Genomic DNA, 26006 nt, shown 5'->3' with positions numbered 1-26006 from the left:
CGGAACACCCATTCCGCGTTGCTGCTAACGTAACCTGACGTGAACGTAAGAAAGAGCTTCTCCCTCGGTGTCAACGCGGACCACGAGCACTACAAGTGGTGGGCCCTCTCCTGCACGAGCCTCGGCATGCTGCTCGCGACGCTCAACTCGGGCACGCTCGTCATCGCGCTGCCGGACCTCGAGCGCGCCCTCGGCGTCGGCCTCCTCACCCTCGTCTGGGTGATCCTCGCCTTCATGATCGCCTCGACCGTCCTCGTGCTCACGTTCGGGCGCCTGTCCGACGTCTTCGGCCGTAAGCGCGCCTTCGTCCTCGGCTTCGCGATCTTCACCCTCGCCTCCCTCGGCGCGGGCTTCGCGACCGGCGGCACGAGCCTCATCCTCTGGCGCATCGTCCAGGGCATCGGCGGCGCGCTGCTGTTCGCGAACGCCTCCGCGCTCGTCACCGATGCCTTCCCGCGCGAGGAGCTCGGCGTCGCGATGGGCACGAACGTCATGGTCGCCGGCGTCGGCCTCGTCGCCGGCCCCGTCCTCGGCGGCGCCCTGGTGAAGCTCTCCTGGCACTGGGTCTTCTGGTTCAACGTCCCGATCGGCATCCTCGGCACGCTGTGGGCCGCGACGGTCCTGAAGGAGCTCGTCTCCCCCGAGCACGAGCAGCGCTTCGACTGGCTCGGCACGATCACCTTCGTCCTCGGGCTCACCGGCCTGACGCTCGGCATGTCGCGCGGCGGGCTCGTCGGCTGGAGCGACACGATCACGGTCGTCTCGCTCGTCGTCGCCGCCGTCCTGCTGCCGCTGTTCCTCCTCGTCGAGCGGCGCACCGCCGAGCCGATGCTCGACCTCACGCTCTTCGAGGACCGTGGCTTCAACGCGGCGACCGGCGCCGCCTTCCTCTCCGGCCTCAGCCGCTTCTCGCTGACCTTCGTCTTCGTCCTCTACTTCCAGGGCGCCATCGGGGACGACCCGATCCTCGCGGGCATCAAGCTCGCGCCGCTCGCCGCCGGCATGCTCATCAGCTCGCCGCTCGCCGGCGGGTACGCCGACCGCAACGGCGCCCGCGCCCTGTCGGCGATCGGTCTCGTCGTCTCGGCCGTCGGCATGGCGCTCATGACGACGCTCCAGGTCGACACGGCCTACTGGCTCACCGCGCTCTACCTCTTCATCACCGGCGTCGGGTCCGGCATGTTCAACTCGCCGAACACCGCCGCGATGATGGGTGCGGTCCCGGTCCACCGGCGCGGCATCGCCGGCGGCACGCGGATGATGCTCCAGAACACGGGCTCGGTCCTCTCGATCGCGCTGCTGCTGGCCATCGTGACGAACGGCATCTCGAAGCAGACGCTGCTCTCGATCTTCTCGGGCGTGACGACCGGCCTGTCGCCGGCCTCGCTCGACCCGTTCATCCACAACATCCACGTTGCGATGTGGGTCCTCGCGGCGACGTCGATCGCGGGTGCGGGCGTCGCGCTCATGCGCCCGAAGACGGCGAGCACGGGCGCCGGGGCTGCGGCTCCGTCCGAGGCCCTCGAGAAGGTCGCCGCATGAGCGCGGAGGGCGACATGCGCATCGGCGAGCTCGCCCGCCTGACCGGCACGACGGTGCGGACGATCCGCTACTACGAGGAGATCGGCCTGCTCCCCGGCGCGGACGAGCGCGCCTCGGGCCGCCACCGCACCTACGGTGAGCAGGACCTCGAGCGGCTGCGGACGATCCTGCGCCTGAAGGACCTGCTCGGCGTGTCGCTCGACGAGCTGCGCGTGCTCGTCGCCGCCGAGGACGCGCGGGCCACCCACCGCGCGGAGTTCCGTGCCGACGGCACGTCGACGAAGCGCCGCGCGGAGATCCTGCGCGCCGCCCTGCTCAACGTCGAGCGCCAGCGCGCGCTCGTCCGTCGCCGGCAGGCGAAGCTCGCCGCGCTCGACGACGAGCTCGCCGAGCGTCAGGCGCTCGTCCTGACCCGCCTGGACGAGCTCGGCTCCGAAACGGCGACACCGCATCGCTGATCAGTCGATAACCGTGCAATCTCTGCACGGGCGCGTTACGGTCGCCCTGATCAGCAGTTCGGTCCAGGGAGACGGCGCGTGCACGGAGGTCACGGTCGCCCGCTCAGGCGGGCCCTCATCACGACGGTCCTGACGGTCGGCGCCCTCGCCGGAGCGTCCACGTCCGCGGTCGCCGCGGCCGCGACGCCGGCGCACCGCCTGGCCTCCAAGCACCACCGCAGGGCGCGACCGCTCGGGACGCTGCGCCTCGCGGTCCTGTCGAGCCGCCCGGACCTCGTCAGCGCGGGCGACACACTCGCGCAGGTGAGCGTCCCGCCGCACGTGAACGCCGCGACGCTCCGGGTCACGCTCGGCGGCCGCGACGTCACGAGCGCGTTCGCCGTCCGGCCGGACGGACGGCGGCTCGCGCTCCTCGACGGGCTGCCGCCCGGGCGCAGCCGTCTCGTCGCCCATGCCCGCCGCGCCCGCACCGCCGTCCTCGCGATCACGAACCACCCCGCCGGCGGCCCGCTCTTCGCCGGCCCGCAGCTGCACCCCTGGACCTGCCCTCCCTCGGCCGTCGACGCGCAGTGCGACGCCCCCGCCCGGTTCGCCTTCGCGTACATGCCGAAGAACGGGCACGACTTCATGCCGTACGACCCGGCCCACCCCGCGGGCGACGTCGCGACGACGAGAACCGACCAGGGCGTGAGCGTCCCGTTCATCATCCGCAGCGAGACCGGCTACCTCGACCGCGACCAGTACCGGATCACGACGCTCTACCGCCCCGGTCGGCCGTGGGAGCCGTGGGCCCCGCAGGACCAGTTCAACCACAAGCTCGTCATCACCCACGGCCAGGGCTGCTCGCTGGACTACGGCGCCGGCGTCGCGCCGAGCACGACGCTCGACTCCGCCTTCGCCGACAAGGGCCTGCTCGCCCGGAGCCCGACCGTCGCGCTCGGGCGCGGCTTCGCCGTCCTCTCCACCGCGCTCGACAACGCCGGGCACGACTGCCATCTCGTGACCCAGGCCGAGTCGCTCGAGATGGCGAAGGAGCACTTCGTCGAGCGCTACGGCGAGCTGCGCTACACGATCGGCATGGGGTGCTCGGGCGGCTCGATGGCGTTGCAGCAGGTCGCGAACGCCTACCCGGGGATCTACGACGGCCTCGTGCCGCAGTGCTCGTTCCCCGACGCATGGTCGAGCGCGACGCAGCTCTTCGACCTCCACGTCCTGCGCGCCTACCTCGAGCACCCGGACCGCTGGGGCCCCGGGATCCTCTGGGACCCGATCTCGATCGCCGCCGTCGACGGCCACCCGGCACACCAGAGCGCGATCCTCCTCGACGCCCTCTACGAGACCGGCTTCGGGAGTCCCGCGCGGGCGTGCTTCGGGACGACGGCGGCCGACCGCTGGTCGCCGTCCAACCCGGGCGGCATCCGCTGCTCCCTCGCCGACGCCGCCGTGAACGTCTTCGGGCGCCGGCCCGGCGACGGCTACGCGGGTCGCCCGCTCGACAACGTCGGCGTGCAGTACGGGCTCGGCGGGCTCTACGACGGCACGCTGCCGCCGGCGCTCTTCGCCGACCTCAACGAGCGCGTCGGCGGCGTCGACGTCAACGACATGCACACCGCCGCGCGGACGGTGGCCGACGAGCCGGCGCTCGGGAACGCCTACCGCTCGGGGCTCATCAACGACGCCCGGCGCCTGGACCGCGTCCCGATCATCGACCTACGCGGTTCCGACGAGGGGCTGCTCCACGACGTCTTCCGCTCCTTCGCGCTGCGCGCCCGCCTGGACCTCGCCCACGGGACGCACGCGAACCAGGTCATCTGGCAGGGCCCCGCCCCGTCGATCGGCGGCTTCGACTTCTCGACCCGGGGCCTGCTCGCGATGGACCGCTGGCTCACCGCGATCGAGGCCGACCACGCGAGCGGGACGCTGCCGCAGAAGGTCATCCGCGACCGGCCCGCGGACGTGAAGGACACCTGCGAGGCGGCGGGGTCGCTCGAGACGCCGAGCGGCGGCTGTCCGCTCCTCGTCCGCGCGTACAAGAGCCCGCGGATCGTCGCGGGCGACTCGGTCGCGACCCTGACGAACAAGTGCGCGCTGAAGCCGCTCGACCGCCCCGCCTACCCGGTGCGCTTCACCGACGCGGAGTGGGCGAAGCTCCAGCGCGCCTTCCCGACCGGCGTCTGCGACTTCTCCCGCCCGCCCGTCGGGCTGACGCCCTCCCTGCCGTGGCTCGACTACACGAGCGCCATCGGGGGCATGCCGCTCCCCTGAGCCGCCGGGACCCGATTCCTGTCCCCCAGTTGGGCGCTTATCGGGTTTCGACCCCATGTAGTTGCGTGTGCAATCACCATCGCGTACACTGGGAGGCGTGGAACTCGGCACCTACACGTTCGCGGATGTCGTCCCCGCCGCCGGCGAGACGCTGCCGCAGGCGTCCCGGCGCCGCATGGTGCAGCTGCTCGAGGAGGCCGAGACGGCCGACCGCGCGGGCCTTGACGTCTTCGGCCTCGGCGAGCACCACCGCGCCGACTACGTCGTCTCCGCCCCCACCGTGGCGCTCGCCGCCGTCGCCGCCCGCACCGAGCGGATCCGCCTGACGAGCGCGGTCACCGTGCTGAGCTCCGCCGACCCGGTTCGCGTCTTCCAGGAGTTCTCGACGCTCGACCTCGTCTCCGGCGGCCGCGCGGAGATCATGGCCGGGCGCGGGTCGTTCACCGAGTCCTTCCCGCTCTTCGGCTTCGACCTCGAGGACTACGACGAGCTCTTCGACGAGAAGCTCCGCCTGCTCGCGCGGCTCCGCGAGGAGGAGCGGGTGACGTGGGCCGGCCGCTACCGCGCGCCGCTCGACGGGGCGACCGTCTACCCCCGTCCGCTGCAGGACCCGCTGCCGCTGTGGGTCGCCGTCGGCGGCAACCCCGGCTCGGTCGTCCGCGCGGCCCAGATGGGCCTGCCGCTGGCCATCGCGATCATCGGCGGGCAGCCCGTCCGCTTCGCGAACCTCGCCCACGGCTTCCGCAAGATCGCCGCGGAGTCCGGTCACGACGCGGCCTCGCTCGGCGTCTCGATCAACGCCCACGGCCTCGTCGCCGAGGACGACGAGACCGCCGCCCGCACGTTCCTGGACCCGTACCGCCGGATGATCGACCAGATCGGGCGCGAGCGCGGCTGGCCGCCCCTCACCCGCGCGCAGTACGAGGCGGGGCTGTCGCCGGACGGCCACCTGCTCGTGGGGAGCCCGCGGACCGTCGCGGACAAGATCCTCCGCCACCACGAGGCGTTCGGGCACTCCCGCTTCCTCATGCAGACGGCGCTCGGCCCGATGGACCACGACGCGGTCCTGCGGTCGACCGAGCTGCTCGGGACCGCGGTCGCGCCGCTCGTCCGCGAGGGCCTCGCCGCCCGCGCGGCAGCGACCCCGGCGGGCACCGCCGCCTGACGCCGGCCCAGGGTCCCGCCGACGCGCCCGACCCCGCCGACTGACAGCTGACGCAGACCCCTCCTGCGCAGGTTGTCACTCGGCGACGCTGCGGCGCGCCGCGCCCTGCTCAGAGCACCGGCTGCCGCTCCGCCCACGGCTGAGCCGCCTCGAGCTGCGTCGCGAGTGCGAGCAGCGTCCCCTCGGACCCGAGGCGCCCGACGACCTGCACGCCGAGGGGGACCCCGTCGGCGGTCCAGTGGAGCGGGAGGCTCGCGGCCGGCCGCCCGGTGAGGTTCGCGAGCTGGGTGAACGGGACCCAGCCGAGGTTCGCGTCGATGACCTGCTCGACGACGCCGAGGTGCGGGAGGACGCCCGTCGTCCGCGTCTTCAGCAGGACCTTCGCGCCGAGCCGCGCGAGCAGCGGCGTGTCGAGCGCGCCGACCTTCACGGGCGGCTGCGCGAGCGTCGGGGTCAGCAGGAGGTCGTAGCGGCCGTGGAAGGCCGCGAGCGCACGGACGTGCTCATGACGCCGCTCGATGGCCCGCTCGTGCTCGACGCCGGAGACCGCCCGCCCGAGCGCGGCCATGAGCAGCGTGTCCTCCTCGAAGCCCTCGTCGCCGCAGCCGGTGACCCGCCGCACCTCCGCGACGGTGAGGGCGCAGTGGACGAACCACGTCGTGAGGAAGTCGCGGGCGACGGCGCGGTCGTCGACCGGCGAGGCGACCGGCTCGACCTCGTGGCCGAGCGACTCGAGCAGCCGGGCCGCCCCCTCGACGGCAGCGACCGCCTCCGGGTGCGGGTCCGGCGTCAGCGCCGACGCCGAGACGAAGCCGATCCGCAGCTGCCCGGGGTCGGCGGTCGCGAGCGCGGCGTACGTCGCGTCCGGGCCGGCGGCGTGGAACGGTGCCACGGCGTCCGTCCCGGCGATGACGTCGAGCATCGCGGCGGTGTCGCGGACCGACCGCGAGAGGACGCCCTGCGTCACCGAGCCGTGCAGCGTCTCGCCGGTCCGCGGCCCCGACGGGACGATGCCGCGCCCCGGCTTCAGGCCGAAGAGCCCGCAGCAGCCGGCGGGGATGCGGATCGAGCCGCCGCCGTCGCTCGCTCCGGCGACCGGGACGATGCCCGCGGCGACCGCCGCCGCCGAGCCACCCGACGAGCCGCCGGGGGTACGCGACGGGTCCCACGGGTTGCGGGCCGGGCCGAAGAGGTCGGGCTCCGTGATGCCCTTCGCCCCGAACTCCGGGGTGTTCGTCTTGCCGAACACGACGAGCCCCGCGTCGAGCCAGCGCTGCACGACCGTTGCGTGCTCGGGCATCGGGAGCGCGGCGAGCGCCCGGCAGCCGGACGACGTCGGCAGCCCGGCGTAGTCCTGTGCGAGGTCCTTGATGACGAACGGGACGCCGGCGTAGGGGCCGTCGAGCGGCTCCTCGAGCCGGCCGCGCGCCTGCGCGTCCATGTCGCGGACGATGACGCTGCCGAGCTTCGGCGCGACCTCGGCGGCGCGCGCCTGGGCGACGTCGAGCAGCTCCGCGGCCGTGACCTCCTTCGCGGCGACGAGCGCCGCGAGGCCGAGCCCGTCGTGGGCCCGGTACTCGTCGTAGCGCAACGGTCAGCCCTCCAGCCGGACGGGGAACGTCTTCAGCTGGTTCGCGAACGGCGACTCGACGGGGCGCGGGACGCCGTCGATCGCCATCCGCGGGTAGCGCGCGAGCGTCTCCTCGAACAGGAGCCGCAGCTCGAGCCGCGCGAGCGCCGTCCCGAGGCAGTAGTGCCGCCCACCCGCTCCGAACGCCTGGTGCACGGGGTTGCGCTCGACGTCGAAGCGGTCCGGGTCCTCGTAGACGCTCTCGTCGCGGCCGGACGAGACGTACCACATGACGACCTTCTCGCCCTCGCGGATCGGCTGCCCGTGGAGCTCGGTGTCGCGCGTCGCGGTGCGGCGGAAGTGCGCGAAGGCCGGGAACATCCGCAGCGACTCCTCGACGACGCCGGGTACGAGACCCGGGTCGGCGAGGACCTTCGCGCGCTCCTCCGGATGCTCCATGAGCGCGCGCATCCCGCTGCAGTACGTCGCCTTCGTCGAGTCGTTGCCCGCCGCCATGAGGAGGAAGAAGCCCATGACGATCTCGTGCTCCTCGAGCGTGTGGCCGTCGACCTCGGCGTGCACGAGGACGCTCGTCAGGTCGTCGCTCGGCGCGACGCGCCGGGCGGCGATGAGCGCACGGCAGCGCTCGAAGATCTCCGGGACGTCGCGCTCCATGACCGTCGAGACGCCCTCGGGGTTGATGTCGGGGTCGCCGGCGCCGAGCACGGTGTTCATGAGCCGCGCCCAGATCTCGTCGTCCTCCGGCGGGATCCCCATGAACGACCCGATGACCCGGGAGACGACCGGCTGCGCGACGTCGGTGACGAGGTCGACGCGGTCGCGGCCCGCGAGCCCGTCGAGCACCTGGGTGACGATCGCGCGGATCGTCGCCTCGTGGTCGGCGATCCGCTTCGGGGTGAAGCCGCGCTGGAAGAGCGCCTTGAGCCGATCGTGCTTCGGCGGGTCCATCCCGATGAACATCGCGCGGGTGAGCTCGAGCGGCATGACCGACTCGCTCACCGCGGTGATGCCGCCGAGCTCGGAGGAGTACGTCTGCCAGTCGCGGCTGACGGTGTGGATGTCCTCCTGCGTCGTCACCGACCAGTAGCCCGGCTCGGGCCGGTAGTCGGAGATGTGCGAGGTCCAGTGGACGGGGCACTCGCGCCGCAGCCGCGCGAAGGTCTCGACGGGCGGCCCGTCGACCCACAGCTCGCGCTCGGTCATGAGGATCTCGTCGAGGGGCGTGCTCTCGGTCGGCATGGGCACGAGCCTAACCCGGATCCTGGCCGGCTGGCCAGTCCTCGTGTGAGAGGGTGCTCACATGACGCTCTACGACCTGAACGGCAAAGTGGCACTCGTCACCGGCGCGGCCCGCGGCATCGGCTTCGCGACGGCCCAGGCGCTCATCGAGCGCGGCGCGTCGGTGGTCGTCGCCGACCTCGACCAGGGCGCCGCCGACGCGGCGGCCGCCCGCCTGCACGACACCCGGGCGCTCGGCCTCGCGGTCGACGTCACCGACCGCGGCGCGATGCAGCGCGTCGTCGCGACGACGGTCGAGCGCTTCGGCGGCCTCGACGTCGTGGTCGCCAACGCGGGGATCGCGTCCCGCGGCGCGAGCTTCCGGGCGACGTCGACGGAGGCCTTCGACCGGGTCCTCGAGGTGAACCTCCACGGGGTCGTGCGGACGGTCGAGGCGGCGCTGCCGCAGATCGTCGCCCGGCAGGGTCACGTCGTCGTCGTGTCCTCGATCTACGCGTTCACGAACGGCGTCGGCGCGTCCCCGTACGCGATGGCGAAGGCCGGCGTGGAGCAGTTCGGGCGGGCGCTGCGGGTGGAGCTGGCGCCGAAGGGCGCGAGCGCCACGGTCGCCTACTTCGGCTTCATCGACACCGAGATGGTCAGGCGCGCGATCGACGCCGACCCGCTGTCGGACCGGCTCATGGAGCTCATCCCGCGCCCGCTGCGCAAGCGCCTGCAGCCGCGCGAGGCGGGCGAGGCGATCGTCGCCGGTATCGAACGCCGGGCCCCGCGGGTCATCCGGCCGCGGCGCTGGACGGTCATGTCGGTCCTCCGCGGCGTCCTCGGGCCGCTCGGGGACGCCTGGATGGAGCGCAACCCGGAGGCCCGTGCCCTGGCCGAGGCCTTCGACGCCCGCGAGGGCGAGGAGCAGCCGACGACGGCCTGAGCTCAGCCGCCGTCCGGCGTGGCCGAGGCCCCGGGATCCGGCGCGGCCGGCGCCGCCGCGCGCTCGGCCGCCGCCAGGCGCTCGGCGGTCTGCTCGGCGCGCCGCTCGAGCTCGCGCATCCGCACCGGGCTCGTCTCGCGCATGCCGTAGGCCTTGGCGCGGTAGAGCGCGAGCCGCTCCCGCGCGTACCGGGCGTCCGCCCGCAGGTGGGCGAGCTCGTCGGGACCGGGCACGGGGGCGGGTGGCATCGCCCTTCGAGCGTACTCCCGCCGCGAAACCGGCCGGCGCTCAGGCCACGCGGCGGCAGAGGCGATCGACGAACGCCGCCTGCGCGCGGACGAGCTTCTCCTTCGCCGTCTCGGTGTCGAACCACGCGGCGCGGTCGATCTCGGGGAACTCCTGCATCTGCCCGGAGCGCGGCGGCCACTCCGCCGTGAACGTCTGGCTCACGATCGTCGCGGGATCGAAGTCGCTCTCGATCGCCCAGGCGGTCACGCGCTTGCCCGAGCCCTGGACGACCTCGCCGAGCGGCAGCGCCTCCCCGTCCGGCGGCGCACTGCCCGTCTCCTCGGCGAACTCGCGGCAGGCCGCCTGGAAGGGGGTCTCGGGCGCGGTGTACTGGCCCTTGATGATCGACCAGGCGCCGCGGTCCTTCCGGGCCCAGAAGGGGCCGCCCATGTGGGCGATGAGCACCTCGAGCCTCCCCTCCCGGCGACGGTAGAGCAGGAGGCCGGCGCTCGTGACCCCGCGGTTGGACACGGCGCCATCGTCCCACGTCCGCGGCGCCCGCGCGCGGGCCGGGCGACGCGGTCAGCGAGGGCGGCGCGGCGGCAGCTCCGCCGCGAGCGCGACGAGCCGGGGCCGCAGGTCGGCGGCCCACGTCCACAGGACGAGGTCGGGCAGCAGCACCGCGGCCGCGCGCCGCAGGTCCCCGTCCTCGGTGACGAGCGGGACCCCCTGCGCGCGGGCGGCCGCGGCGATGAGCGCGTCCGGCTCCCCGACGCCGGTGCTCGCGGCGAGGGGTCGGAGCACCGGGTCCGTGTCCGCGGGAGGGACGACGAGCACGCGCACGCGACGCAGCTGGGTGCGGTGGTAGGACGGCGGCGCGGCCGCGACCTGCGCGACGCTCACCGTGTCGGCCAGCAGCTGCAGCGTCCCGGCCGACGTCAGCCGGTCGACCGCCTCGAGCAGCGCCGGCTCCTCGACGATCGCGTCGAAGATCATCGTGTCGACGAGGCAGCGCAGCGGCCCCGTCGCCTCCGGCCCCTCAGGCACCGACGAGGATCCGCCCGCCGTCCGCCGGCGCGAACGTCACCGTCCGCCGCCGTGTCGCCTCCCCGTCGCCGCGACTCCCCGCGCGCAGCGGCACCTCGCGCAGCACGACGCCGAGCAGCTCCCGCATCTCGAGCAGCGCGAAGCTCGCCCCGAGGCAGCGGCGCACGCTCCCGCCGAACGGGATCCACTCGTACGTGCCGGGTGCGCGGTCGAGGAAACGCTCGGGGCGGAAGGCGAGCGGCTCCGGATACAGGTCGGGGCGGCGGTGCAGGAGGTAGATCGACGGCGCGATCGACACGCCCGCCGGCAGGTCCCAGCCACCGAACGTCATCGGCGCCTGGAGCTCCCGGACCACCGCGGGGACGACGGGGCGCAGACGCAGCGTCTCCCGGATGACCGCGTCGAGGTAGGCGGTGCCGCCCGCCGCCTGCTCCGCGCGCAGCCGCGCGTGGACGGCCGGGTGACGCACGATCCGCTCGAGCGCCCAGGCGAGCGCGGTGGCGGTCGTCTCGTGCCCGGCGACGAGCAGCGTCATGAGCTCGTCGCGCAGCTCGTCGTCGGTCAGCGCGCGGCCCTGCTCGTCGCGGGCGGCGACGAGCATCGAGAAGACGTCGTCGCGCCCGGCGGCGTCCGGGTCCGCCCGCCGCCGGGCGATCTCCTCGTGCACGCGGGCGTCGGCGAGCGCGCGCAGCCGCGCGAACCGCCGCCACGGGCTCAGCGGCCCGCGCCGGCGCGACCCGGTCAAGCCGAGGGCGAGCAGCCGCACCGGCGAGGCCATCTCCTCCAGCAGGACGCGCAGCGGGTCGCCGAGCCGCTGCCGCGCCACCGGGTCGCTCACGCCGAAGACGACGCGCAGGATGATCTCGAGCGTCATCGCCTGCATGCTCGGCAGGACCGCGAAGGCCCGGTCGCGCGGCCAGCGGGCGACGTGCCGCTCGGCGACCTCCCGCATGACGTCCGCGTGCCCGCGCATCCGGTCCCCATGGAAGGGCGGCAGCAGGAGCTTGCGGTGACGCAGGTGCTCCGCCCCGTCGAGCAGCAGGACCGACCCGGGCCCGAGCAGCGGCGCCAGCGTCACGTTGCCCGCGCCCGCGTGGAGCAGGGCGGGATCCCCGGTGAAGACCTGCCGGACGGCCTGAGGGTCGCTCGTGAAGACGACCTGCCGTCCCGGCGCGGGCCGCAGGGTGAAGAAGTCGCCGCAGTCGGCGGCGCAGGCCTCGACGAAGTCGGTCGGGCGGAGCATGAACCCCACGCTCATCGCCCACCGCGAGAGCCCGGGACGGGGAGGCAGCATGAGGCCGAGTCTCGCAGCCGCCGGGCCGCGCCGACATAAATGCGTCATAGGTCACAAATGGATGTCCGCGGGTAGCCGGCAGGCGTACATTCCGTCGTGCGCCGGACGCGCATCGACACCGCTCGGACGCGGTCGACCGGGGACAGTCTGGGGACCACCGAATGCACGCACCACGAAGAGAGGAGTTCCTGCTCACCCGCCTGTCGCGCGAGGATGTGCAGGCCTTCCGCGAGACCGGGCGCCAGGAGCCGTTCACGGCCGGGCGCGCGCTCATCACACCCGGGGCGACGAAGCGCGAGCTCGTCGTCATCGAGCACGGCTACGTGAAGGTCGTGCGCAACCAGGGCGACCGCGAGGTCGTCCTCTCCGTCCACGGGCCCGGGGAGCTCATGGGCGAGATCGCGCTGCTCGACCGCGGCGACCACGCGGCGGCGGTCATCGCGCTCACCGGAGGGCAGGCGCTGCACGTGCCGGCCGTGAACTTCTGGCGGGTGCTCGGCGAGCGGCCGCACCTGAACCGCATCATCATCGGCACGGTGACCGCGCGGCTGCGGGACGCCGGCCACCAGCGGGCCGAGCAGCTCGCCGCGCCGGCGATCGTGCGGGTGGCCGGGCGCATCCTCTGGCTCGCCGACCGGTTCGGGGCGACGATCGACGACGCCCTGCTCATCGACATCCCGCTGACCCAGGCCGAGCTCTCGAGCTGGGCCGGGGTCTCCCGCGAGACCGGGGTCCGCGCGCTGCGCCAGCTCCGCGACGCGGGCTGGATCCGTCTGGAGCGGCGGCGCATCGTCCTGGCGGACACCCTCGCGCTGCAGCGATTCATCGCCGCCGAGGTCCCGGCCTAGCCGGACGGGCGACGACGCGAGCCCCGTCGGGGACGGGGCTCGCGGTCCTGCGGCTGTCGGTCGTCAGGCGGGCGGCGGGGCGCGCCGCCGGGGCGCTACGGGGCGCCGGGGTAGGGACCAGGGGCGCCGGGCATGGCGGGCGCGCCGGGGGGCGGGCCGGGCGCGCCGGGCGGCGGGCCGTGGTGGTCGCCGTCGCGGGCCCCGAAGCCATGCGGGCCGCCGGGGCCGAACGTGGCGTCGCCCGCGAAGACCGTCGTGCCGTCCGAGGACGAGCTGACGTTCACGTGGTCGCCGGCCTTCAGGTCGCTCAGCTGCGCCGTCCTGCCGTTGCGCACGATCGTCGCGCCGGACGGGATCGTCACGGTGACGTCCTTGTACGGGACGGCCTTCGTCCCCTCGGTGAGCGTGAGGTCCTGACCGGAGACCGACTTGAGGGTCCCGCGGTCCTCGGTCTCCGTGATCCACGCCTTGCCGGCCTTGTCGAGGACGACCGACTCCTCGTGGACCGACGGGCCGTGCCCGCCCATCATCGGGCCGAAGCCGCGCCGCCCGGCGAAACGGGCCTTCGCGGACTTCGCCGACCTCGCTTTCGCGTTCGACGTCGACGTCGCCGCGGTGCTCCCCGCGATGCCGGCGCCGGCGCCCGCGAGCGCGCAGACCGTCGCGACGCCCGTGACCTTGACCCATCCTGGTGACTTCAAGTCCATCGACCTCCTGTGATCGGCTGTCCGTGGCGCAGCGGGGGGACCCCACGCACGCCGTTTCCCTGCGCAGCAGTATCGGCGCCGCGCCTGAAACAGGCCTGAGAGCTCGCTGAGAATCCGCGCGCGCCGCTCCCAGCGTTCTCCCAGCCTTCGCCAAGGTCCGCTTGATCGGCACGGGCCACCGTGGACCCATGTCCACCCCGCGCTCGCTCCTCCTCCCCCTGGGCCTCGCGGCGGTGATCGGCGGCGCCGGCGGCGCTGCGCTCACCGTCGGCGCCGGCTCCCACACGACGACCACGACCGTCACGCAGGCGGCCGTCCCCGCCACGGCGGACACCGCCTCGACGTCCGGCACCTCGCCGGTCGCCGACACGTCCGCCGCTCCGCTGACCGCCACGCAGATCTACCAGCGCAGCAAGGACGCCGTCGCGTTCATCACCGCGCAGGTCACCCAGCGGTCCTCCGGCCCGTTCGGGCAGGTCGCGTCGGGGACCGCCACCGGCACCGGCTTCGTGATCACGAAGGACGGCCTCATCGTCACGAACGCGCACGTCATCGACGGCGCCTCGTCGATCCGCGTCAAGGTCGGCGACCGCCGCCCCGTCACCGCGAAGGTCGTCGGGGTCGACACCTCGACGGACGTCGCGCTCCTGAAGATCGACACCGGCGGCGCGGACCTGCCGACCCTCGCCTTCGCCGACTCCTCCGCCGTGCAGATCGGGGACGCCGCGTTCGCGATCGGCAACCCCTACGGCCTGGACCGCACGCTCACCACCGGCGTCATCTCGGCGCTGCACCGGTCGATCGACGCGCCGGACGGCTACGCGATCTCCGACGTGCTGCAGACCGACGCCGCGCTGAACCCCGGCAACTCGGGCGGCCCGCTGCTCGACACGAGCGGCCGTGTCATCGGCATCAACTCGCAGATCGAGTCCTCCGGCTCGTCCGCCACCGGGGCGACCGGCGGCAACACCGGCGTCGGGTTCGCCGTCCCCGCGAACACGGTCAGGCGCGTCGTCGCGCAGCTCGAGGCGACGGGCAGGGCGACCCACCCGTACCTCGGCGTCGCGTCCGGGGACACGACCTCCGGCGTGGCCGGGGCGCGGGTCGGCAGCGTCGGCGCCGGCGGCCCGGCGGCCCGCGCCGGCGTCCGGCCCGGCGACGTCATCACGCAGCTCGGCGGCACCCCCGTCCGCGACGCGGAGTCCCTCACGTCGGTCCTCGAGGGGCACAGGCCCGGCGAGAAGGTCACCGCAGAGCTCCTGCGCGGGGGCCAGACGCACACGGTGACGATCACCCTCGGGACGCGGCCGGCGCGCGCCGTGACGACAGCGGGCTGAGCCGCTCTCAGGCGGGCGCCGTCCCCGGGTCGGGCGCCGTCCCCGGGTCGGGCGCCGTCCCCCCACGCGGCATCGCACGGCCGCGCGCCGGCCCGGGGGTGGCGATCCCGCCGCACAGCAGGCTCTCAGGTTTCTCCCAGACTGAGCGATGATGATGGCCGCATGCCAGTGAGCACGCAGCCAAGCGCGTCCGCCGAGACCGCCCGCATCCTCGTCGTCGACGACGAGCCGAACATCGTCGACGTCATCTCGATGGCCCTCCGCTTCCAGGGCTTCGAGATCGCGTCGGCCGGCACGGGCGAGGAGGCCCTGGCGCAGGTCGCCGCCTTCAAGCCCCACCTCATCGTCCTCGACGTCATGCTGCCGGACATGGAGGGCTTCGAGGTCGCGACGCGCCTCGGTGCCCAGCGGGCCGGCGTCCCGATCATCTTCCTCACCGCCCGCGACGCGACCGAGGACAAGATCCGCGGCCTGACCACGGGCGGCGACGACTACGTCACGAAGCCCTTCTCCCTTGAGGAGCTCGTCGCCCGGATCCGCACGATCCTGCGGCGGGTCGGCCACGCCGAGCAGGGCTCGAGCCGCCTCGCCTTCGACGACCTCGAGCTCGACGAGGACACCCGCGAGGTCACGCGCGCCGGGCAGCCGATCGAGCTGACGGCCACCGAGTACCGGCTGCTCCGCTACCTGCTCCTGAACCCGCGGCGGGTCCTCACCCGCGCGCAGCTCCTCGACCACGTCTGGGACTACGACTTCGGCGGCGACGCCCGGGTCCTCGAGACGTACGTCAGCTACCTGCGCAAGAAGCTCGACCCGCACGGGCCGCCGCTCATCCACACCGTGCGCGGCGTCGGCTACGCCCTGCGCCAGGCGAAGGCCTGAGCGTGTCGCTGCGGACCCGGCTCATCGCGGGGGTGCTCGCGATCGCCGCGATCGGGCTGCTCGTCGCCGGCGGCGTGACGTACGCCGAGCAGCGCTCGTTCCTCGTCGACCGGATCGACCGGCAGTCGGCGGCCGCGCTGAACGCGGTGGACCACCGCCTCAACGACGCGCTCATCGGCGAGAGCGGATCCCCCTACGACTTCGACCCGCCGCCCGGGGCCGCACCCGGCGGCCGGCCGCGGGGCGCCGGGGGCCCGAACGACCTCGTGAACCTCCCGCCCGGGACGTACGGCATCCGGCTCGCCGCCGACGGCAGCTACGGGACCGGCATCCCGCTGTTCCTCAACGGGCAGACGCCGCCTTCGCCGCCGCGCCTGCCGACCAACCTCCACGACGGGGAGACGCTCAACGTCAAGGCGCAGGACGGCGGCCTGCGCTACCGCGTCTACGTCCGCCAGGACCCGGGCAGCATCGACGGCGCGCTGACCGTCGCGGCGATCCCGCTCACCGAGGTCGACTCCACGCTCAACCGCCTGCTCGTCATCGAGGGCATCGTCATCGCCGTCGTGCTCGCCGCGCTCGCCGCGGCCTCCTTCCTCATGGTCCGGCTCGGCCTGCGTCCGCTCGACCGCATCGGCGCGACGGCCGACGCGATCGCCGCCGGCGACCTCTCCCGCCGCGTCACCCCCGCGACCTCCAAGACCGAGGTCGGCCGCCTCGGCCTCGCGCTCAACGCCATGCTCGCCCGCCTCGAGCACGCCTTCACCCGCCAGCGCGCCAGCGAAGACCGCCTACGCACCTTCCTCGCCGACGCCTCCCACGAGCTGCGCACCCCGCTCGCCTCCATCCGCGGCTACGCCGAGCTCTTCCGCATCGGCGCCGCACGGAACCCCGACGACATCGCCAAGGCCATGACCCGCATCGAACAGGAAGCCACCCGCATGGGCGTCCTCGTCGACGACCTCCTCACCCTCGCCCGCCTCGACGAGCTCCCCGTCCTCGACCAGCAGCTCGTCGACCTCTCAGCCCTCGCCCGCGACGCCGTCCACGACGCACGCGCAACCGCACCCGACCGCAAGATCACCGTCGAGGCGCCCGCCCCGGCGACCGTCTGCGGCGAGCCGCACCAGCTCCGCCAGGTCTACGCGAACCTCCTGCGCAACGCGCTCGTCCACACCCCCGCCGGCACCGCGATCGACGTCGCCGTCACCGAGGAGGACACCGACGTCGTCCTCACGGTCCGCGACCACGGCCCCGGGCTGCCCGGCGACGGGACCGACGCGATCTTCGAGCGCTTCTGGCGCACCGAGCCCGGCCGCGGCCGCGGCAAGGCCGGAGCCGGCCTCGGCCTCGCAATCGTCGCGGGCATCGTGGGCGCCCACGGCGGCCAAGTCGCCGCCGCCAACGCCCCCGACGGCGGGGCGGTGTTCACCGTGCGGCTGCCGCAGTCGGTGTCCTTAGGGAACATTGAGGACACCCACAGCCTGCGCTCACAGTCGGGCGACAGGATGCCGACATGAGCTCCATCACCCCCACCCCCATCCGGCGCGCGATCGCCGACGACCAGCTCCTCGACGCCGCCCGCACGCGTCGGCAGCTCACCGACACCGCCCTCAGCGCGACCGGCGCCGAGGCGGTCACCGACCTCCGCGAGGACACCCACGACCGCGAGCTGTGGCACGCGATCGTCCGCCACGCCGGCGGCGAGCGCCTCGCCGTCCGCATGGACCGCCGCCTCGGCACCGTCGTCGTCCACGACGAGCGCCTCGGCACGGCCCGCGCGGCCTGAGCCCCTCCGTCCCCGGTCGTCCGCGTCGAACGTCCGTGTGCCCTGGCCGACCAGGGCAGACGGACGTGCGACGACGACCTCAGGCCCCGGTCGCGCGCAGCCACTCCTCCACCTGCGCGTAGACGCGCGGATGGTTGAGCAGGGCGAAGTGCGAGAGCCCGCCGAGGTGGACGGTGTCCTCCACGGTGAAGGCGATCTTCCGTCTGCGGCCGGCCCCGGTCGCGCTCGAGTGGTAGACGAGGAGGTCGCCGAGCAGGCGTCCCGCCGGCCCGTCGTGGCGGGCGGCGAGCGTCGCGGAGATCGTGCAGTGCCGCACGCCCTCCAGCAGCGGGACGTCCTCCACCGGGTCGTGCACGTGGTCGGGCTCGTGGCCGTCCCAGTCGCGCTCGGTGATCGCACCGAAGCGCAGGTCGCGGATGCCGACGCTGCGCGCGTCGAGGACCGCCGCGACCGGCAGCGCCTCCGGGACCCGCCGCATGAGGCGCGTCGCCTGGTTCACGCGCTGCTCCAGCGGCGCGCCGAGATGCGGCGTGCCGAGCATGACGACGTGCGTGAGCCGCGCACGCCAGTCCCGGCCGGAGCCGTGCGCGCGGTGGCACGCGCTGCGGATGACGAGGCCGCCCATCGAGTGGCCGAGGAGGACGAGCTCGCGGACCTCGACCGGCCAGGCGCGGACGAGCGCGTCGAGCAGGTCGTCGAGATCGGCGCCGTTGTCGGAGATGTGGCGGCCGGTGTTGTACCGCAGCACGACCGGGCTCAGCCCGAGGTCGTCCGCGAGGCGCTCGGCGTAGGTCGGCAGCGGCGGTCCGGTCTCCTGCTTCGTGCCGAGCGCCCAGGACGCATCGGTCTCGCAGAGGCCGTGCAGCAGGACGACGACCCGCGGGCCGGCGTACGGGAAGGCCTCCGCGAGCGACAACGGCGAGAGCGGCACGTCACGCCCCTGGGCGCGAACGGTCATCGGCAGCGCGAGCGCGCTCGCGCCGGCATGCAGGCGGTCGCCGAGGATGCCGTTGAGCGCGCCGACGGCGAACGCGGCGCGCGGATGGTCGACGAGTGCGGGCGCATCGTCGGGCCGGGTCGCGGCGATCGCCGCCCCGGCGGCGCGGCTCCCGGCGCCGCCGACGACCCGCACGCCCGTGTAGATCGCGCCGGCGAGCTGGTCGTGGGCGACGCGGATCGGCCGTGCGCCCTCGCCGAGCGCCCCGAAGACCCGCCCCGCGATCGCGCGGTGGAGCTCCTGCGCGCGGTCGGCGGCGCCGCCGACCCCCTCCGCCGCCAGCGCACCGAGCGCGCCCGCCTCGTCGCTCCGCATCGCGCGTCGCCCCTACGCGACGGCCGGGACGCGGGGGCCGGCCGCGGAGGCCTCGGAGTCGCTCCCGTCACCGGCCCGCAGCGGCGCGCCGAGGCGCGTGATGCGCACGAGGCACCAGCCCGTGAAGCCGAGGATCGCGACGACGAACGCGAGCACGATGAGCCCGGCGACGCCCCACAACCAGCCGGGGACGTCGTGCTTACGCTCGCGCTGGAGGATCGAGCGCTCGCTCTGCAGCGGCCGCACGAAGCGCGGCGGGGCGGCGATCTCCGGGGTGGGAATCGCGGCATCCGCCGGGAGGTAGACCGGCACCGAGGCCATCACGGTCCCGCGGTGCAGGCGGATCGACGACTTCCAGTCGCCGGACACGGGGAGCGCCGCCGTCGTGCGGTAGACGCCCTCGGCCACGCGGCGCAGCGGGGCGAGCACGCGCTTGCCGTCCCCCTGCCAGGCCATGCCGTCGAGCCAGTCGGCCTTGTCGGCGACCGCGGCGGGGGTGAAGCGGACGGTCGCGTTCGCGTAGCGCTGGCCGTCGTGCGAGGCGGCCGGCGTGAGCGTCACGAGCGCACGGCCCTTCGGCACCGTCGTGTGGCCGAGCGCGCCGATCGTCACCGCGAGCACGAGCAGGGCGCCGACCGCGGTCGCCCAGTGCCGCGGGGCGCCGACGACCTCGGCGCGCAGCCGCAGCCCGCCGGCGACGAACGTGCCGACGAGGCCGCCCGTGACGCCGCCGATGAGGCCGACGAGCAGCGCCCCTCCGAGGGCGTGGGCCGGCCACGGGATCGGCATGGCGATCTGCGACCAGGCCGACTCCGAGAGCGTCCCGAAGACGCCCACGAGCACACCCGAGAGGACGCCGTACCGGTACGGGCGGCGGCTCGGCGAGGCCGCGAGCGCGGCGGCCTCGACGACGAGCGCCTCCACGACGTAGAGCGGGAGGTGGGTCGCCGTGTGGCCGGTGAGCGGGCCGACCCAGAGCGCGAGCAGCCCGCGCACGAGGAAGAAGAAGGCGACCGCGCCGAGGGCGGCGCCGCGGCCCGCGACGGCCCGCGCGCTGACCATCGTCAGCGCCGCCGCGAAGGCGATGAGGAGCGGCTCGTAGAGGAGGCGGAACTGCGGCACGCCGAAGTCGAACTCGCCCTGGAAGATCGAGAGGCCGATGAGCAGGCCGCCGAAGGCGCTGACCTGCCGGAGCGCCCGCATGCGCGCCGGGGTGAGGAACGCGACCGGGCCGGGCGCGCCGTCCGGGTTGCCGTCGCCGGCGCGGGCGGCCAGGCGTGCCTCGGACAGCAGGACGAGGATCGCGACGAGCGTCATGGCCGCGCCGCCGAGCATCATGAGGTGCGTCGGGCCCCAGAGGGTCACGTCCTGTCCGAAGAGCCGGTGGCTCACGTCGTCGAGCGGGAAGCCGACGAGCGCGAAGAACGCGCAGGCGATGAGGAGGATGCCGCCGACCGGCGCATGCCAGTCGCGGGTGATGCGGATCGCGGCCGGGCCCGGGCGGCCCTCGGGCAGGACGACGGCGAACCAGCCGGCGGTCGCGATGCCGAAGAGGCCGGCGAGGATGAAGTAGTGGGCGGGGTTCGCGAGCGGCCCCGGGTCGCGGCCGTTGTCGATGTGGATCGCGACGTCCCAGTAGAAGCCGAACGCCGCGACGATGAGCGAGCCGGCGGCGAAGCCGGAGGGGAGCGCGGCCCAGCGCGGGAGGCCACTGATGCGGGCGGCGAAGCCGGCGACGTCGCCGAGGATCGTGACCCGACCCGAGCGGTGGCCGAACCCGAGGACGACGAGGAGGCTCGTGAGGATCGCGGCGGCGACGCTCGCGCCGACGACCTGGCCGATCGCGGCGCCTCCGGCCGGCGGCGCGCTCGAAGCGGCAGCGGCGAGAAAGGTGGTCATGGGCGCGAGTGTGACATCGACTGATGTCACATGCAACGGTGGTGTGATCGAGGGCACAGAGGGGTCGCCCCGCGCGCGGGACCGGCGTCGCTCAGCGCTTGCGCTTGCCCTTGCTCGTCAGCCGCTCGAGCTCCCGTCCGAGCTCCCGCTCGACGACCTCGGTCATCGCGATCTGGAACGTCGCGAGCAGTGACTGTGACGCGAGCGGACGCAGCCGCTCGAGCGCCGCGGCGACCTCGGTCCAGTGCTCCTCCGGCGCCCCGTCCTCCGCGAACGGCTGCCAGACGGACTGGATGAAGAGCTGTGCGAACACCTTGGCGACGCTGTCGGCGTGGCGGCGCATCCGCACGAGCAGCTCGAGCGCCTGCTCGGCCGGGATGCCGAGCGCGACGAGCTCCCCGCCCGCCGAGGCGAGCAGCGGGCTGATCTCCTCGAAGCTCCCGGCGTCGTCGAGCTGGCGGAGGACGCCGAGCGACATCGCCTTCTCCAGGAGCTTCGGGTCGGTGCTCTGGAAGCGCTCGCCGAGCTCGGCGAGGGTGACGATCCGCGGCTCCTCCTCGACGAACGGCGCGCGGAGCGTCCGCGTGAAGTGGAGGACCGCCCCCGACTGCCCGGCCGCGCCCTCGAGGAGCTTGCGGATGAGGTCGAGGTTGTAGCCGTCCCCCTGCAGCTCGCGGATGAGCTCGATCCGGGCGACGTGGTCGGCGTTGTAGTAGCCGGTGCGCGCCCGGACCTCCGGCGGCGGCAGCAGGCCACGCGCCTGATGGGCGCGGATGTTGCGGACCGTCATGCCCGTGCGCTGCGCGAGCTGGTCGATCGTCAGCTGCTCCTCGTCGGCCATGCGCCGAGGAGGCTACACGCCTACACCCAGGTCTCCGGCGCCTCCTCGAAGGCCTGGTGCAGCCGCTCGTCGTGCTCGCCGTGCCAGATCGTCCAGCGGACGCGGCCGCCGCGGAGCAGCCGCTCGACGACGAAGACCTTCGCGCCGGGAAGCAGCGAGCGCAGGCCGCGCGCCTGGTCACGGGCCGGGCGTTCGGTGCCGAACGCGCAGGCCCCGACGACGATCTCGCCGTCCTCGCAGCGAGCCACCGCGCAGTACGCGGGGGACCCGGCGTGGTCGAGGAGGGTCCGGCCGCCGGCGATGAGCTCGTCCGCGCCCTCCATGGTGATGGTCGTCGCGTGCAGCACGCCCCTGTGATCGGCCGCGCGCGCCGCCCCTTCAGCCCGAACCGCGCGGGTGATCGTGTCGGTTGTCTGCGCAACAACCGTTGGTAGGGTTGCGCGCATGAACGTCCTCTACACGGCGAAGGCGCGCGCGACGGGCGGCCGCGACGGGCGCGCCACGAGCGCCGACGGGCATCCCGACCTGCTCCTCAAGCCGCCCGCCGCGATGGGCGGGCCGGCCGACCAGCCGGAGGCGACGAACCCCGAGGAGCTCTTCGCGCTCGGCTACGGCGCCTGCTTCCTCAGCGCGCTGTCGCTCGTCGCACGTCAGCAGAAGATCTCCGCCAAGCACTTCGCGATCGACTCCGCCGTCTCGCTCGTCTCGCAGGACGGCGGCTTCGGCATCGCGGCCGAGCTCCACGGTGACCTGCCCGACGTCGACCGCGAGAAGGCCGCCGAGCTCATGCGCACCGCGCACGAGGTGTGCCCCTACTCGAAGGCGACGCGCGGCAACATCGAGGTCAGGCTCTTCCTCGACGGCGAGCAGCTGTAGGACGGGCCGCGCCCGGCCGCGCGCTCACCGCGGCCGCAGCACGACCCGGCCGCCCCGGGAGGGCACGATCGTCACGCCCTGCAGCCGGGCGGCCTCGAGCCGGCCGCCGGCGGGCTCGAGCCGGAAGCGACCGAGCAGCTCCTTCAGCACGACCTCGAGCTCGAGCTGGGCGAGCGCGGCCCCGAGGCAGCGTCGCACCCCGCCGCCGAACGGCGTGAGGGCGTAGGGCACCGGGCGCCCGTCGAGGTGGCGCTCGGGCCGGAACACGCCGGGGTCCCCCCACAGCGCCGCGTCGTGATGGGTGACGGTGAAGAGCGCGGAGACGATCGCGCCGCGCGGCACCGGCTGCCCGCCGAGCGTCGTGTCCCCCGTCGCCGTGCGGACGGCGTCGAACACCGAGGGACGGAAGCGCATCGTCTCCTTGATCACCGCGCCGAGGTACGCCGTCTCGCCCGCGTCGAGTGAGCGGATGAGCTCCGCCTGCTCCGCCGGGTGGTGCGCGAGCAGGTGGACGACCCAGGCGAGCGCGGTCGCCGTCGTCTCGTGGCCGGCGACGACGAGGCCCCGCAGCTCGTCCGTGACCTGGCGATCGGTGTAGGCCGGCGCGCCGTGCTCGTCGGTCGCGGCGAGCAGCACCGAGAGGACGTCGTCGCCGCCGGGCGCCCGGCGGCGACGGTCGAGCTCGTCGGCGACGAGCGCGTCGACGAGCGCCCGCCGCCGGTTGCGCCCGGCGACCACGGCCCGAGGTCGCGCTGGAGCGGGCGCAGGAAGAGCAGCGCCGCCATCGCGGGGGTGAGGAAGGCGCGCAGCGCGGTCCGGAACTCGCGCACGCGGGCGGGGTCCTCGAGGCCGAAGACCATCCGGAGGATGACGTCGAGCGCGACGCGCTGGGCCATCGGCCGGATGCTCACGGCCTCCCCCCGCGGGAGCTCGTCGAGGTCGGCGCGGACGACCTCGGTGACGCGGTCGGACCAGCGGGCGACCTGGGCGCCGTGGAACGGCGGCAGCAGCAGCCGGCGGTTGCGGAGGTGGTGCTCGCCGCCGGTCAGCAGGACCGACCCGCTCCCGACCCACGGCTCGATGAGTCCGGCCGCCTCGCCGCCGGCGAAGCGGGCCTGGTCGGTGAGGACCTCGTGGTTGGAGGCCGCGTCGGCCGCGCAGACGAGGCCGACGTACGGAAACAGGCGCAGCGTGAAGACGGGGCCGAGCTCGCGGCGCGCGCGCGTGAGGTACCCGATGGGGTCGGCGGACGCGCGGGCGAAGACGGCGACCCGGCTTCCTGGGGTGGCGGGCGGGAACCGGGCCGGGTCCCACGCCGGCTGCCCTGCGAACCCGCGCTCGGCGATCGACGACATGGGCGGGAGTCTGGCAGCGCCGGCCCCGGAACGACGAAGGGCCCGCAACCTGCCGGGCCCTTCGCACTGCGTGTTTCTGCGGGGTGCTGCTGCTGGGTGCCTACGCGGCCTCGCGGAGAGCCGCGAGCTCAGGGAGGGCCGAGAGCTTGGCCAGGGCGCGGTCCTCGATCGACGCGGCCTGACGGGGGGTGACCCCGAGGCGGCGTGCGGTCTGGGCCGGCGTCTGCGGCGGCTCGCCGGCGGTGCCGTAGCGGAGGTGGATGACCTTGCGCTCCTCGTCCGGCAGCGTGTTGATGGCACGCTGCACCTCGATGGTCGCCAGGGCGCTGTAGACCTCCTCCTCGGGCGCGGGGCCCTCGGCGGAGATGAAGTGCCCGAGCTCGCCGCCGTCGGAGTCGTCGCCGACGGGGCTGTTGAGGCTGGCGGGGGTGCGATCGACCTCGCGGATCTGCTCGACCTCGTCGAACGTCAGGCCCGTGGCCATGGCGATCTCCTCGAGGGTGGGCTCACGCTCGAGCTGGACGGCGAGGTCACCTGCGGCACGCGCGACCTTGCGGGCGCGCTGAGCGACGTTGGCGGGAAGCCGGACGGTCCGGGCACTGTTGTCCAGCCCGCGCTGAATGCTCTGACGGATCCAGAGCGTCGCGTAGGTCGAAAAACGGAAGCCCTTGCGCCAATCGAACTTCTCGGCGGCACGGATCAAGCCGATCATCCCCTCCTGCACCAGGTCGGTCATGGGGAGACCGTGCCCGATGTACCGGCGCGCGATCGAGACCACGAGACGGAGGTTCGAGTTGATGAGCAGCTCCTTGGCCTCCAGGTCGCCGCGCTCGATGCGCTGCGCGAGCTCGAGTTCCTGGGCGGGCTTGAGCAGCTCATAGCTGCCCGCGTCACGCAGCAGGAGATCGAGGGAGTCCGAGGTCAGGTCCGGCATGATGGGGGTGGGCTTGCGGGGCAATGCGCTCCTTACGGGAGATAACCAACTGATGCTGTAGGTATTCTACGCTCCTCTCGTTGACCTTGCAACTATTTCCTCGTTGCGTCGGTCACGAGCCTGGCGGCGGAGCGGAGATGTGGTCTGGGTCCGAGTCCTCTGCGATGGTCGATCGTTACTGCCCGTCTCTGACGTTCTCCGAACCTCGTGTCTCAGGAGATCACCGCGCGGATGCCCGGCTCACCGGATGTCACGCGCAACGCGAGGGCCAGTTCGAAGCGACGGTCCGGATCATCCAGCCCGTCCCCGAAGCGCTCATAAAGACGGGCTACGCGGTACCTCACGGTTTGCGGATGGATGGATAAACGCTCCGCGATCCGCTGGATGCGCCCGGGGTCGTCGAGCCAGGCGCGGAGCGTCTCGGTCGTCCGCTCCCGCGCCGCGGGCGTGAGGCCGTCGAGCGGCGCGAGCGCCTGGGCGGCGAGGTCCGCCGCGAGCGTGGCGTCCCCCCCGTGGAGGACGAGGCTGAGCAGGTGGTCGTCCGCCCGCGCCGGCCACGGCCCGTCGACGTGCCCGCGCGTGGCGAGCCGCAGCGTGCCGAGCGCGCGGAGGCTCGAGTGGTGGGCGCGGGCGGGCTCGACCGCGGGCCCGAGGGCGGCCCGTGCGCCCTCCGGGAGGCCGGCGGCGAGCTGGGCGTGGCGTCCCGGCGCTTCGGGGTCGGGGACGAAGGCGAGCACCGTGCCGCCCTCCGCCGCCGCGATGACGTCGAATCCGAGCCGGGACGCGAGGCGGTCGGCGTCGTGCTCGCCCTCGACGACGAGCGCCGCGAGCGTCGCCGGGAGCAACCAGCCCGCCTCGCGCGCGAGCGCGGCGAGCACCTCGGGGTCGGCGTCGTCGCGATCGAGCGCCCGGACCAGCGCGCGCCGGCGCCGCGCGCGCTCGCTCGCGCTGCGCGCCTGCTCCTGCGAGAAGCCGTCGACCGACTCCGCGCTGATCGCGTCGATGTAGGAGAAGATCGCGCCGGCCAGGGCGTAGAGGGTGCCCGGCTCCTCGCCCGCCGCCTCACCCGCGACGACGAAGCGCTCCCACGCGAGGCCGGCCCCGAGCCGGTAGGCGCTGAGGAGCGCGTCGAGGCTCCGGCCCGCCTGCTGCTCACCGCGCCCGAGCTCGACGTAGATACGCGAGCGGGGGTCGCCGCCGGCCTCGGGCCCGACCGCGCCCGTCGCGATCTGGTCGACGAACCGCTCGAGGGCCCGGTCGACCCCGAGGCTCAGCGCGTCGCCGAAGGGCCCCTCCAGCGGGCGCGCGTACTCGGGGATCTCGCGCCCGATGGCGGCGATGATGTCCCGCGCGAGGCCCGGGAGCGCCGGCCGGAGCGACGCGGCGAGGCCCGGGGGCATCGAGACGGCGGAGTGCGAACGGCTCATTTATCACCAACCCTCAAATTTGGCACGGGCTTGACCCATCATCGC

At 74.1% G+C, this 26006-nt stretch carries 25 protein-coding genes and 1 pseudogene; 11 read left to right on the top strand and 15 right to left on the bottom strand.

Annotation, left to right across the window (positions count from 1 at the left end):
* Positions 1 to 39 precede the first annotated feature (39 nt).
* From NBH00_RS02625 to NBH00_RS02610, 4 genes are all read left to right on the top strand, one after another.
* On the top strand, positions 40 to 1542 hold the full coding sequence (locus NBH00_RS02625; RefSeq protein WP_254571804.1) for an MFS transporter: 1503 nt from the start codon (positions 40 to 42) through the stop codon (positions 1540 to 1542).
* Positions 1539 to 2000, top strand: a complete 462-nt coding sequence (locus tag NBH00_RS02620) for a MerR family transcriptional regulator (RefSeq protein ID WP_254571803.1) — start codon at positions 1539 to 1541, stop codon at positions 1998 to 2000. Before NBH00_RS02625 ends, NBH00_RS02620 begins: the two co-directional genes overlap by 4 nt.
* A gap of 78 nt (positions 2001 to 2078) precedes the next feature.
* Positions 2079 to 4265, top strand: coding sequence for a DUF6351 family protein (locus NBH00_RS02615; RefSeq protein WP_254571802.1), 2187 nt, complete (start codon positions 2079 to 2081; stop codon positions 4263 to 4265).
* A 97-nt stretch (positions 4266 to 4362) separates the two neighbouring features.
* The gene (locus NBH00_RS02610; protein ID WP_254571801.1) at positions 4363 to 5430 is read left to right on the top strand and encodes an LLM class flavin-dependent oxidoreductase; all 1068 of its coding nucleotides are present in this window, start codon (positions 4363 to 4365) and stop codon (positions 5428 to 5430) included.
* Between the two features lie 109 nt (positions 5431 to 5539).
* Here the strand turns inward: NBH00_RS02610 and NBH00_RS02605 are convergent, their stop codons facing one another.
* Entirely contained in the window at positions 5540 to 7021 is a 1482-nt protein-coding gene (locus tag NBH00_RS02605) for an amidase (RefSeq protein WP_254571800.1), read from the bottom strand.
* A 3-nt stretch (positions 7022 to 7024) separates the two neighbouring features.
* Positions 7025 to 8260 (bottom strand): cytochrome P450, encoded by a 1236-nt coding sequence (locus NBH00_RS02600; RefSeq protein ID WP_254571799.1) that lies wholly within the window; start codon positions 8258 to 8260, stop codon positions 7025 to 7027.
* A gap of 61 nt (positions 8261 to 8321) precedes the next feature.
* On the opposite strand from NBH00_RS02600, the gene NBH00_RS02595 reads away from it, so the two are divergent.
* Positions 8322 to 9185, top strand: coding sequence for a short-chain dehydrogenase/reductase (locus NBH00_RS02595; RefSeq protein WP_254571798.1), 864 nt, complete (start codon positions 8322 to 8324; stop codon positions 9183 to 9185).
* 2 nt (positions 9186 to 9187) lie between these two features.
* Here the strand turns inward: NBH00_RS02595 and NBH00_RS02590 are convergent, their stop codons facing one another.
* Genes NBH00_RS02590 through NBH00_RS02575 form a run of 4 tightly spaced genes read right to left on the bottom strand, consistent with a single transcriptional unit; the run spans position 9188 to position 11754 of the window.
* Positions 9188 to 9433 (bottom strand): hypothetical protein, encoded by a 246-nt coding sequence (locus tag NBH00_RS02590; RefSeq protein ID WP_254571797.1) that lies wholly within the window; start codon positions 9431 to 9433, stop codon positions 9188 to 9190.
* Positions 9434 to 9473: 40 nt separating this feature from the next.
* Positions 9474 to 9944 (bottom strand): NUDIX hydrolase, encoded by a 471-nt coding sequence (locus NBH00_RS02585; RefSeq protein ID WP_254571796.1) that lies wholly within the window; start codon positions 9942 to 9944, stop codon positions 9474 to 9476.
* A gap of 51 nt (positions 9945 to 9995) precedes the next feature.
* Positions 9996 to 10460 (bottom strand): PIN domain-containing protein, encoded by a 465-nt coding sequence (locus NBH00_RS02580; RefSeq protein ID WP_254571795.1) that lies wholly within the window; start codon positions 10458 to 10460, stop codon positions 9996 to 9998.
* Positions 10453 to 11754, bottom strand: a complete 1302-nt coding sequence (locus tag NBH00_RS02575; RefSeq protein ID WP_254571794.1) for a cytochrome P450 — start codon at positions 11752 to 11754, stop codon at positions 10453 to 10455. The genes NBH00_RS02580 and NBH00_RS02575 overlap by 8 nt, the downstream gene beginning before the upstream one ends.
* A gap of 161 nt (positions 11755 to 11915) precedes the next feature.
* Here NBH00_RS02575 and NBH00_RS02570 point away from each other — a divergent pair, with 161 nt between their 5' ends.
* Complete coding sequence (locus NBH00_RS02570) at positions 11916 to 12602, top strand: Crp/Fnr family transcriptional regulator (protein ID WP_254571793.1); 687 nt, start codon at positions 11916 to 11918, stop codon at positions 12600 to 12602.
* Positions 12603 to 12697: 95 nt separating this feature from the next.
* On the opposite strand, the gene NBH00_RS02565 is transcribed toward NBH00_RS02570, so the two are convergent.
* Entirely contained in the window at positions 12698 to 13309 is a 612-nt protein-coding gene (locus tag NBH00_RS02565) for a hypothetical protein (RefSeq protein WP_254571792.1), read from the bottom strand.
* A 188-nt stretch (positions 13310 to 13497) separates the two neighbouring features.
* On the opposite strand from NBH00_RS02565, the gene NBH00_RS02560 reads away from it, so the two are divergent.
* The 4 genes from NBH00_RS02560 (at position 13498) to NBH00_RS02545 (ending at position 17317) form a co-directional block, all read left to right on the top strand.
* The gene (locus NBH00_RS02560) at positions 13498 to 14646 is read left to right on the top strand and encodes a S1C family serine protease (RefSeq protein ID WP_254571791.1); all 1149 of its coding nucleotides are present in this window, start codon (positions 13498 to 13500) and stop codon (positions 14644 to 14646) included.
* 162 nt (positions 14647 to 14808) lie between these two features.
* Complete coding sequence (locus tag NBH00_RS02555; protein WP_254571790.1) at positions 14809 to 15528, top strand: response regulator transcription factor; 720 nt, start codon at positions 14809 to 14811, stop codon at positions 15526 to 15528.
* Positions 15529 to 15530: 2 nt separating this feature from the next.
* Positions 15531 to 17048, top strand: coding sequence for a sensor histidine kinase (locus tag NBH00_RS02550; RefSeq protein WP_254571789.1), 1518 nt, complete (start codon positions 15531 to 15533; stop codon positions 17046 to 17048).
* On the top strand, positions 17045 to 17317 hold the full coding sequence (locus NBH00_RS02545) for a hypothetical protein (RefSeq protein ID WP_254571788.1): 273 nt from the start codon (positions 17045 to 17047) through the stop codon (positions 17315 to 17317). The genes NBH00_RS02550 and NBH00_RS02545 overlap by 4 nt, the downstream gene beginning before the upstream one ends.
* Before the next feature lie 79 nt (positions 17318 to 17396).
* Here the strand turns inward: NBH00_RS02545 and NBH00_RS02540 are convergent, their stop codons facing one another.
* From NBH00_RS02540 to NBH00_RS02525, 4 genes are all read right to left on the bottom strand, one after another.
* On the bottom strand, positions 17397 to 18629 hold the full coding sequence (locus NBH00_RS02540; RefSeq protein ID WP_254571787.1) for an esterase/lipase family protein: 1233 nt from the start codon (positions 18627 to 18629) through the stop codon (positions 17397 to 17399).
* A 12-nt stretch (positions 18630 to 18641) separates the two neighbouring features.
* Positions 18642 to 20528, bottom strand: a complete 1887-nt coding sequence (locus NBH00_RS02535) for a hypothetical protein (RefSeq protein ID WP_254571786.1) — start codon at positions 20526 to 20528, stop codon at positions 18642 to 18644.
* 91 nt (positions 20529 to 20619) lie between these two features.
* Positions 20620 to 21369: a MerR family transcriptional regulator gene (locus tag NBH00_RS02530; RefSeq protein ID WP_254571785.1), complete on the bottom strand. Its 750-nt coding sequence runs from the start codon at positions 21367 to 21369 to the stop codon at positions 20620 to 20622.
* Positions 21370 to 21389: 20 nt separating this feature from the next.
* Positions 21390 to 21716 carry a hypothetical protein gene (locus NBH00_RS02525; RefSeq protein ID WP_254571784.1) on the bottom strand — a complete coding sequence of 109 codons (327 nt, stop codon included), beginning with the start codon at positions 21714 to 21716 and terminating at the stop codon, positions 21390 to 21392.
* 97 nt (positions 21717 to 21813) lie between these two features.
* Between NBH00_RS02525 and NBH00_RS02520 the strand changes: the two genes are divergently transcribed.
* Positions 21814 to 22245: an organic hydroperoxide resistance protein gene (locus NBH00_RS02520; RefSeq protein WP_254571783.1), complete on the top strand. Its 432-nt coding sequence runs from the start codon at positions 21814 to 21816 to the stop codon at positions 22243 to 22245.
* A 24-nt stretch (positions 22246 to 22269) separates the two neighbouring features.
* Here the strand turns inward: NBH00_RS02520 and NBH00_RS02515 are convergent, their stop codons facing one another.
* From NBH00_RS02515 to NBH00_RS02505, 4 genes and pseudogenes are all read right to left on the bottom strand, one after another.
* Complete coding sequence (locus NBH00_RS02515; protein ID WP_254571782.1) at positions 22270 to 22983, bottom strand: cytochrome P450; 714 nt, start codon at positions 22981 to 22983, stop codon at positions 22270 to 22272.
* Positions 22984 to 23147: 164 nt separating this feature from the next.
* Positions 23148 to 23600 (bottom strand): annotated as a pseudogene (locus tag NBH00_RS25380) (cytochrome P450); the annotation flags it as partial.
* A gap of 100 nt (positions 23601 to 23700) precedes the next feature.
* Positions 23701 to 24534 (bottom strand): sigma-70 family RNA polymerase sigma factor, encoded by an 834-nt coding sequence (locus NBH00_RS02510; protein ID WP_254571781.1) that lies wholly within the window; start codon positions 24532 to 24534, stop codon positions 23701 to 23703.
* Positions 24535 to 24746: 212 nt separating this feature from the next.
* The gene (locus tag NBH00_RS02505; protein WP_254571780.1) at positions 24747 to 25961 is read right to left on the bottom strand and encodes a PucR family transcriptional regulator; all 1215 of its coding nucleotides are present in this window, start codon (positions 25959 to 25961) and stop codon (positions 24747 to 24749) included.
* Positions 25962 to 26006: the final 45 nt, after the last annotated feature.

The organism is Paraconexibacter antarcticus, assembly GCF_024220175.1.
Classification (GTDB): domain Bacteria; phylum Actinomycetota; class Thermoleophilia; order Solirubrobacterales; family Solirubrobacteraceae; genus Paraconexibacter; species Paraconexibacter antarcticus.
Note: the sequence above shows the minus strand (reverse complement) of the source record. Positions and strands in the feature narration are given on the sequence as shown.

What these genes read in the sequence shown, in the direction of transcription:
- NBH00_RS02600 (WP_254571799.1), bottom strand. Translation starts at nt 8,260, where the DNA reads ATGCCGACCGAGAGCACGCCCCTCGACGAGATCCTCATGACCGAGCGC.
- NBH00_RS02570 (WP_254571793.1), top strand. Translation starts at nt 11,916, where the DNA reads ATGCACGCACCACGAAGAGAGGAGTTCCTGCTCACCCGCCTGTCGCGC.
- NBH00_RS02590 (WP_254571797.1), bottom strand. Translation starts at nt 9,433, where the DNA reads ATGCCACCCGCCCCCGTGCCCGGTCCCGACGAGCTCGCCCACCTGCGG.
- NBH00_RS02535 (WP_254571786.1), bottom strand. Translation starts at nt 20,528, where the DNA reads ATGACCACCTTTCTCGCCGCTGCCGCTTCGAGCGCGCCGCCGGCCGGA.
- NBH00_RS02565 (WP_254571792.1), bottom strand. Translation starts at nt 13,309, where the DNA reads ATGGACTTGAAGTCACCAGGATGGGTCAAGGTCACGGGCGTCGCGACG.
- NBH00_RS02510 (WP_254571781.1), bottom strand. Translation starts at nt 24,534, where the DNA reads ATGCCGGACCTGACCTCGGACTCCCTCGATCTCCTGCTGCGTGACGCG.
- NBH00_RS02530 (WP_254571785.1), bottom strand. Translation starts at nt 21,369, where the DNA reads ATGGCCGACGAGGAGCAGCTGACGATCGACCAGCTCGCGCAGCGCACG.
- NBH00_RS02545 (WP_254571788.1), top strand. Translation starts at nt 17,045, where the DNA reads ATGAGCTCCATCACCCCCACCCCCATCCGGCGCGCGATCGCCGACGAC.
- NBH00_RS02555 (WP_254571790.1), top strand. Translation starts at nt 14,809, where the DNA reads ATGCCAGTGAGCACGCAGCCAAGCGCGTCCGCCGAGACCGCCCGCATC.
- NBH00_RS02560 (WP_254571791.1), top strand. Translation starts at nt 13,498, where the DNA reads ATGTCCACCCCGCGCTCGCTCCTCCTCCCCCTGGGCCTCGCGGCGGTG.
- NBH00_RS02520 (WP_254571783.1), top strand. Translation starts at nt 21,814, where the DNA reads ATGAACGTCCTCTACACGGCGAAGGCGCGCGCGACGGGCGGCCGCGAC.
- NBH00_RS02620 (WP_254571803.1), top strand. Translation starts at nt 1,539, where the DNA reads ATGAGCGCGGAGGGCGACATGCGCATCGGCGAGCTCGCCCGCCTGACC.
- NBH00_RS02540 (WP_254571787.1), bottom strand. Translation starts at nt 18,629, where the DNA reads ATGCGGAGCGACGAGGCGGGCGCGCTCGGTGCGCTGGCGGCGGAGGGG.
- NBH00_RS02595 (WP_254571798.1), top strand. Translation starts at nt 8,322, where the DNA reads ATGACGCTCTACGACCTGAACGGCAAAGTGGCACTCGTCACCGGCGCG.
- NBH00_RS02575 (WP_254571794.1), bottom strand. Translation starts at nt 11,754, where the DNA reads ATGCTGCCTCCCCGTCCCGGGCTCTCGCGGTGGGCGATGAGCGTGGGG.
- NBH00_RS02505 (WP_254571780.1), bottom strand. Translation starts at nt 25,961, where the DNA reads ATGAGCCGTTCGCACTCCGCCGTCTCGATGCCCCCGGGCCTCGCCGCG.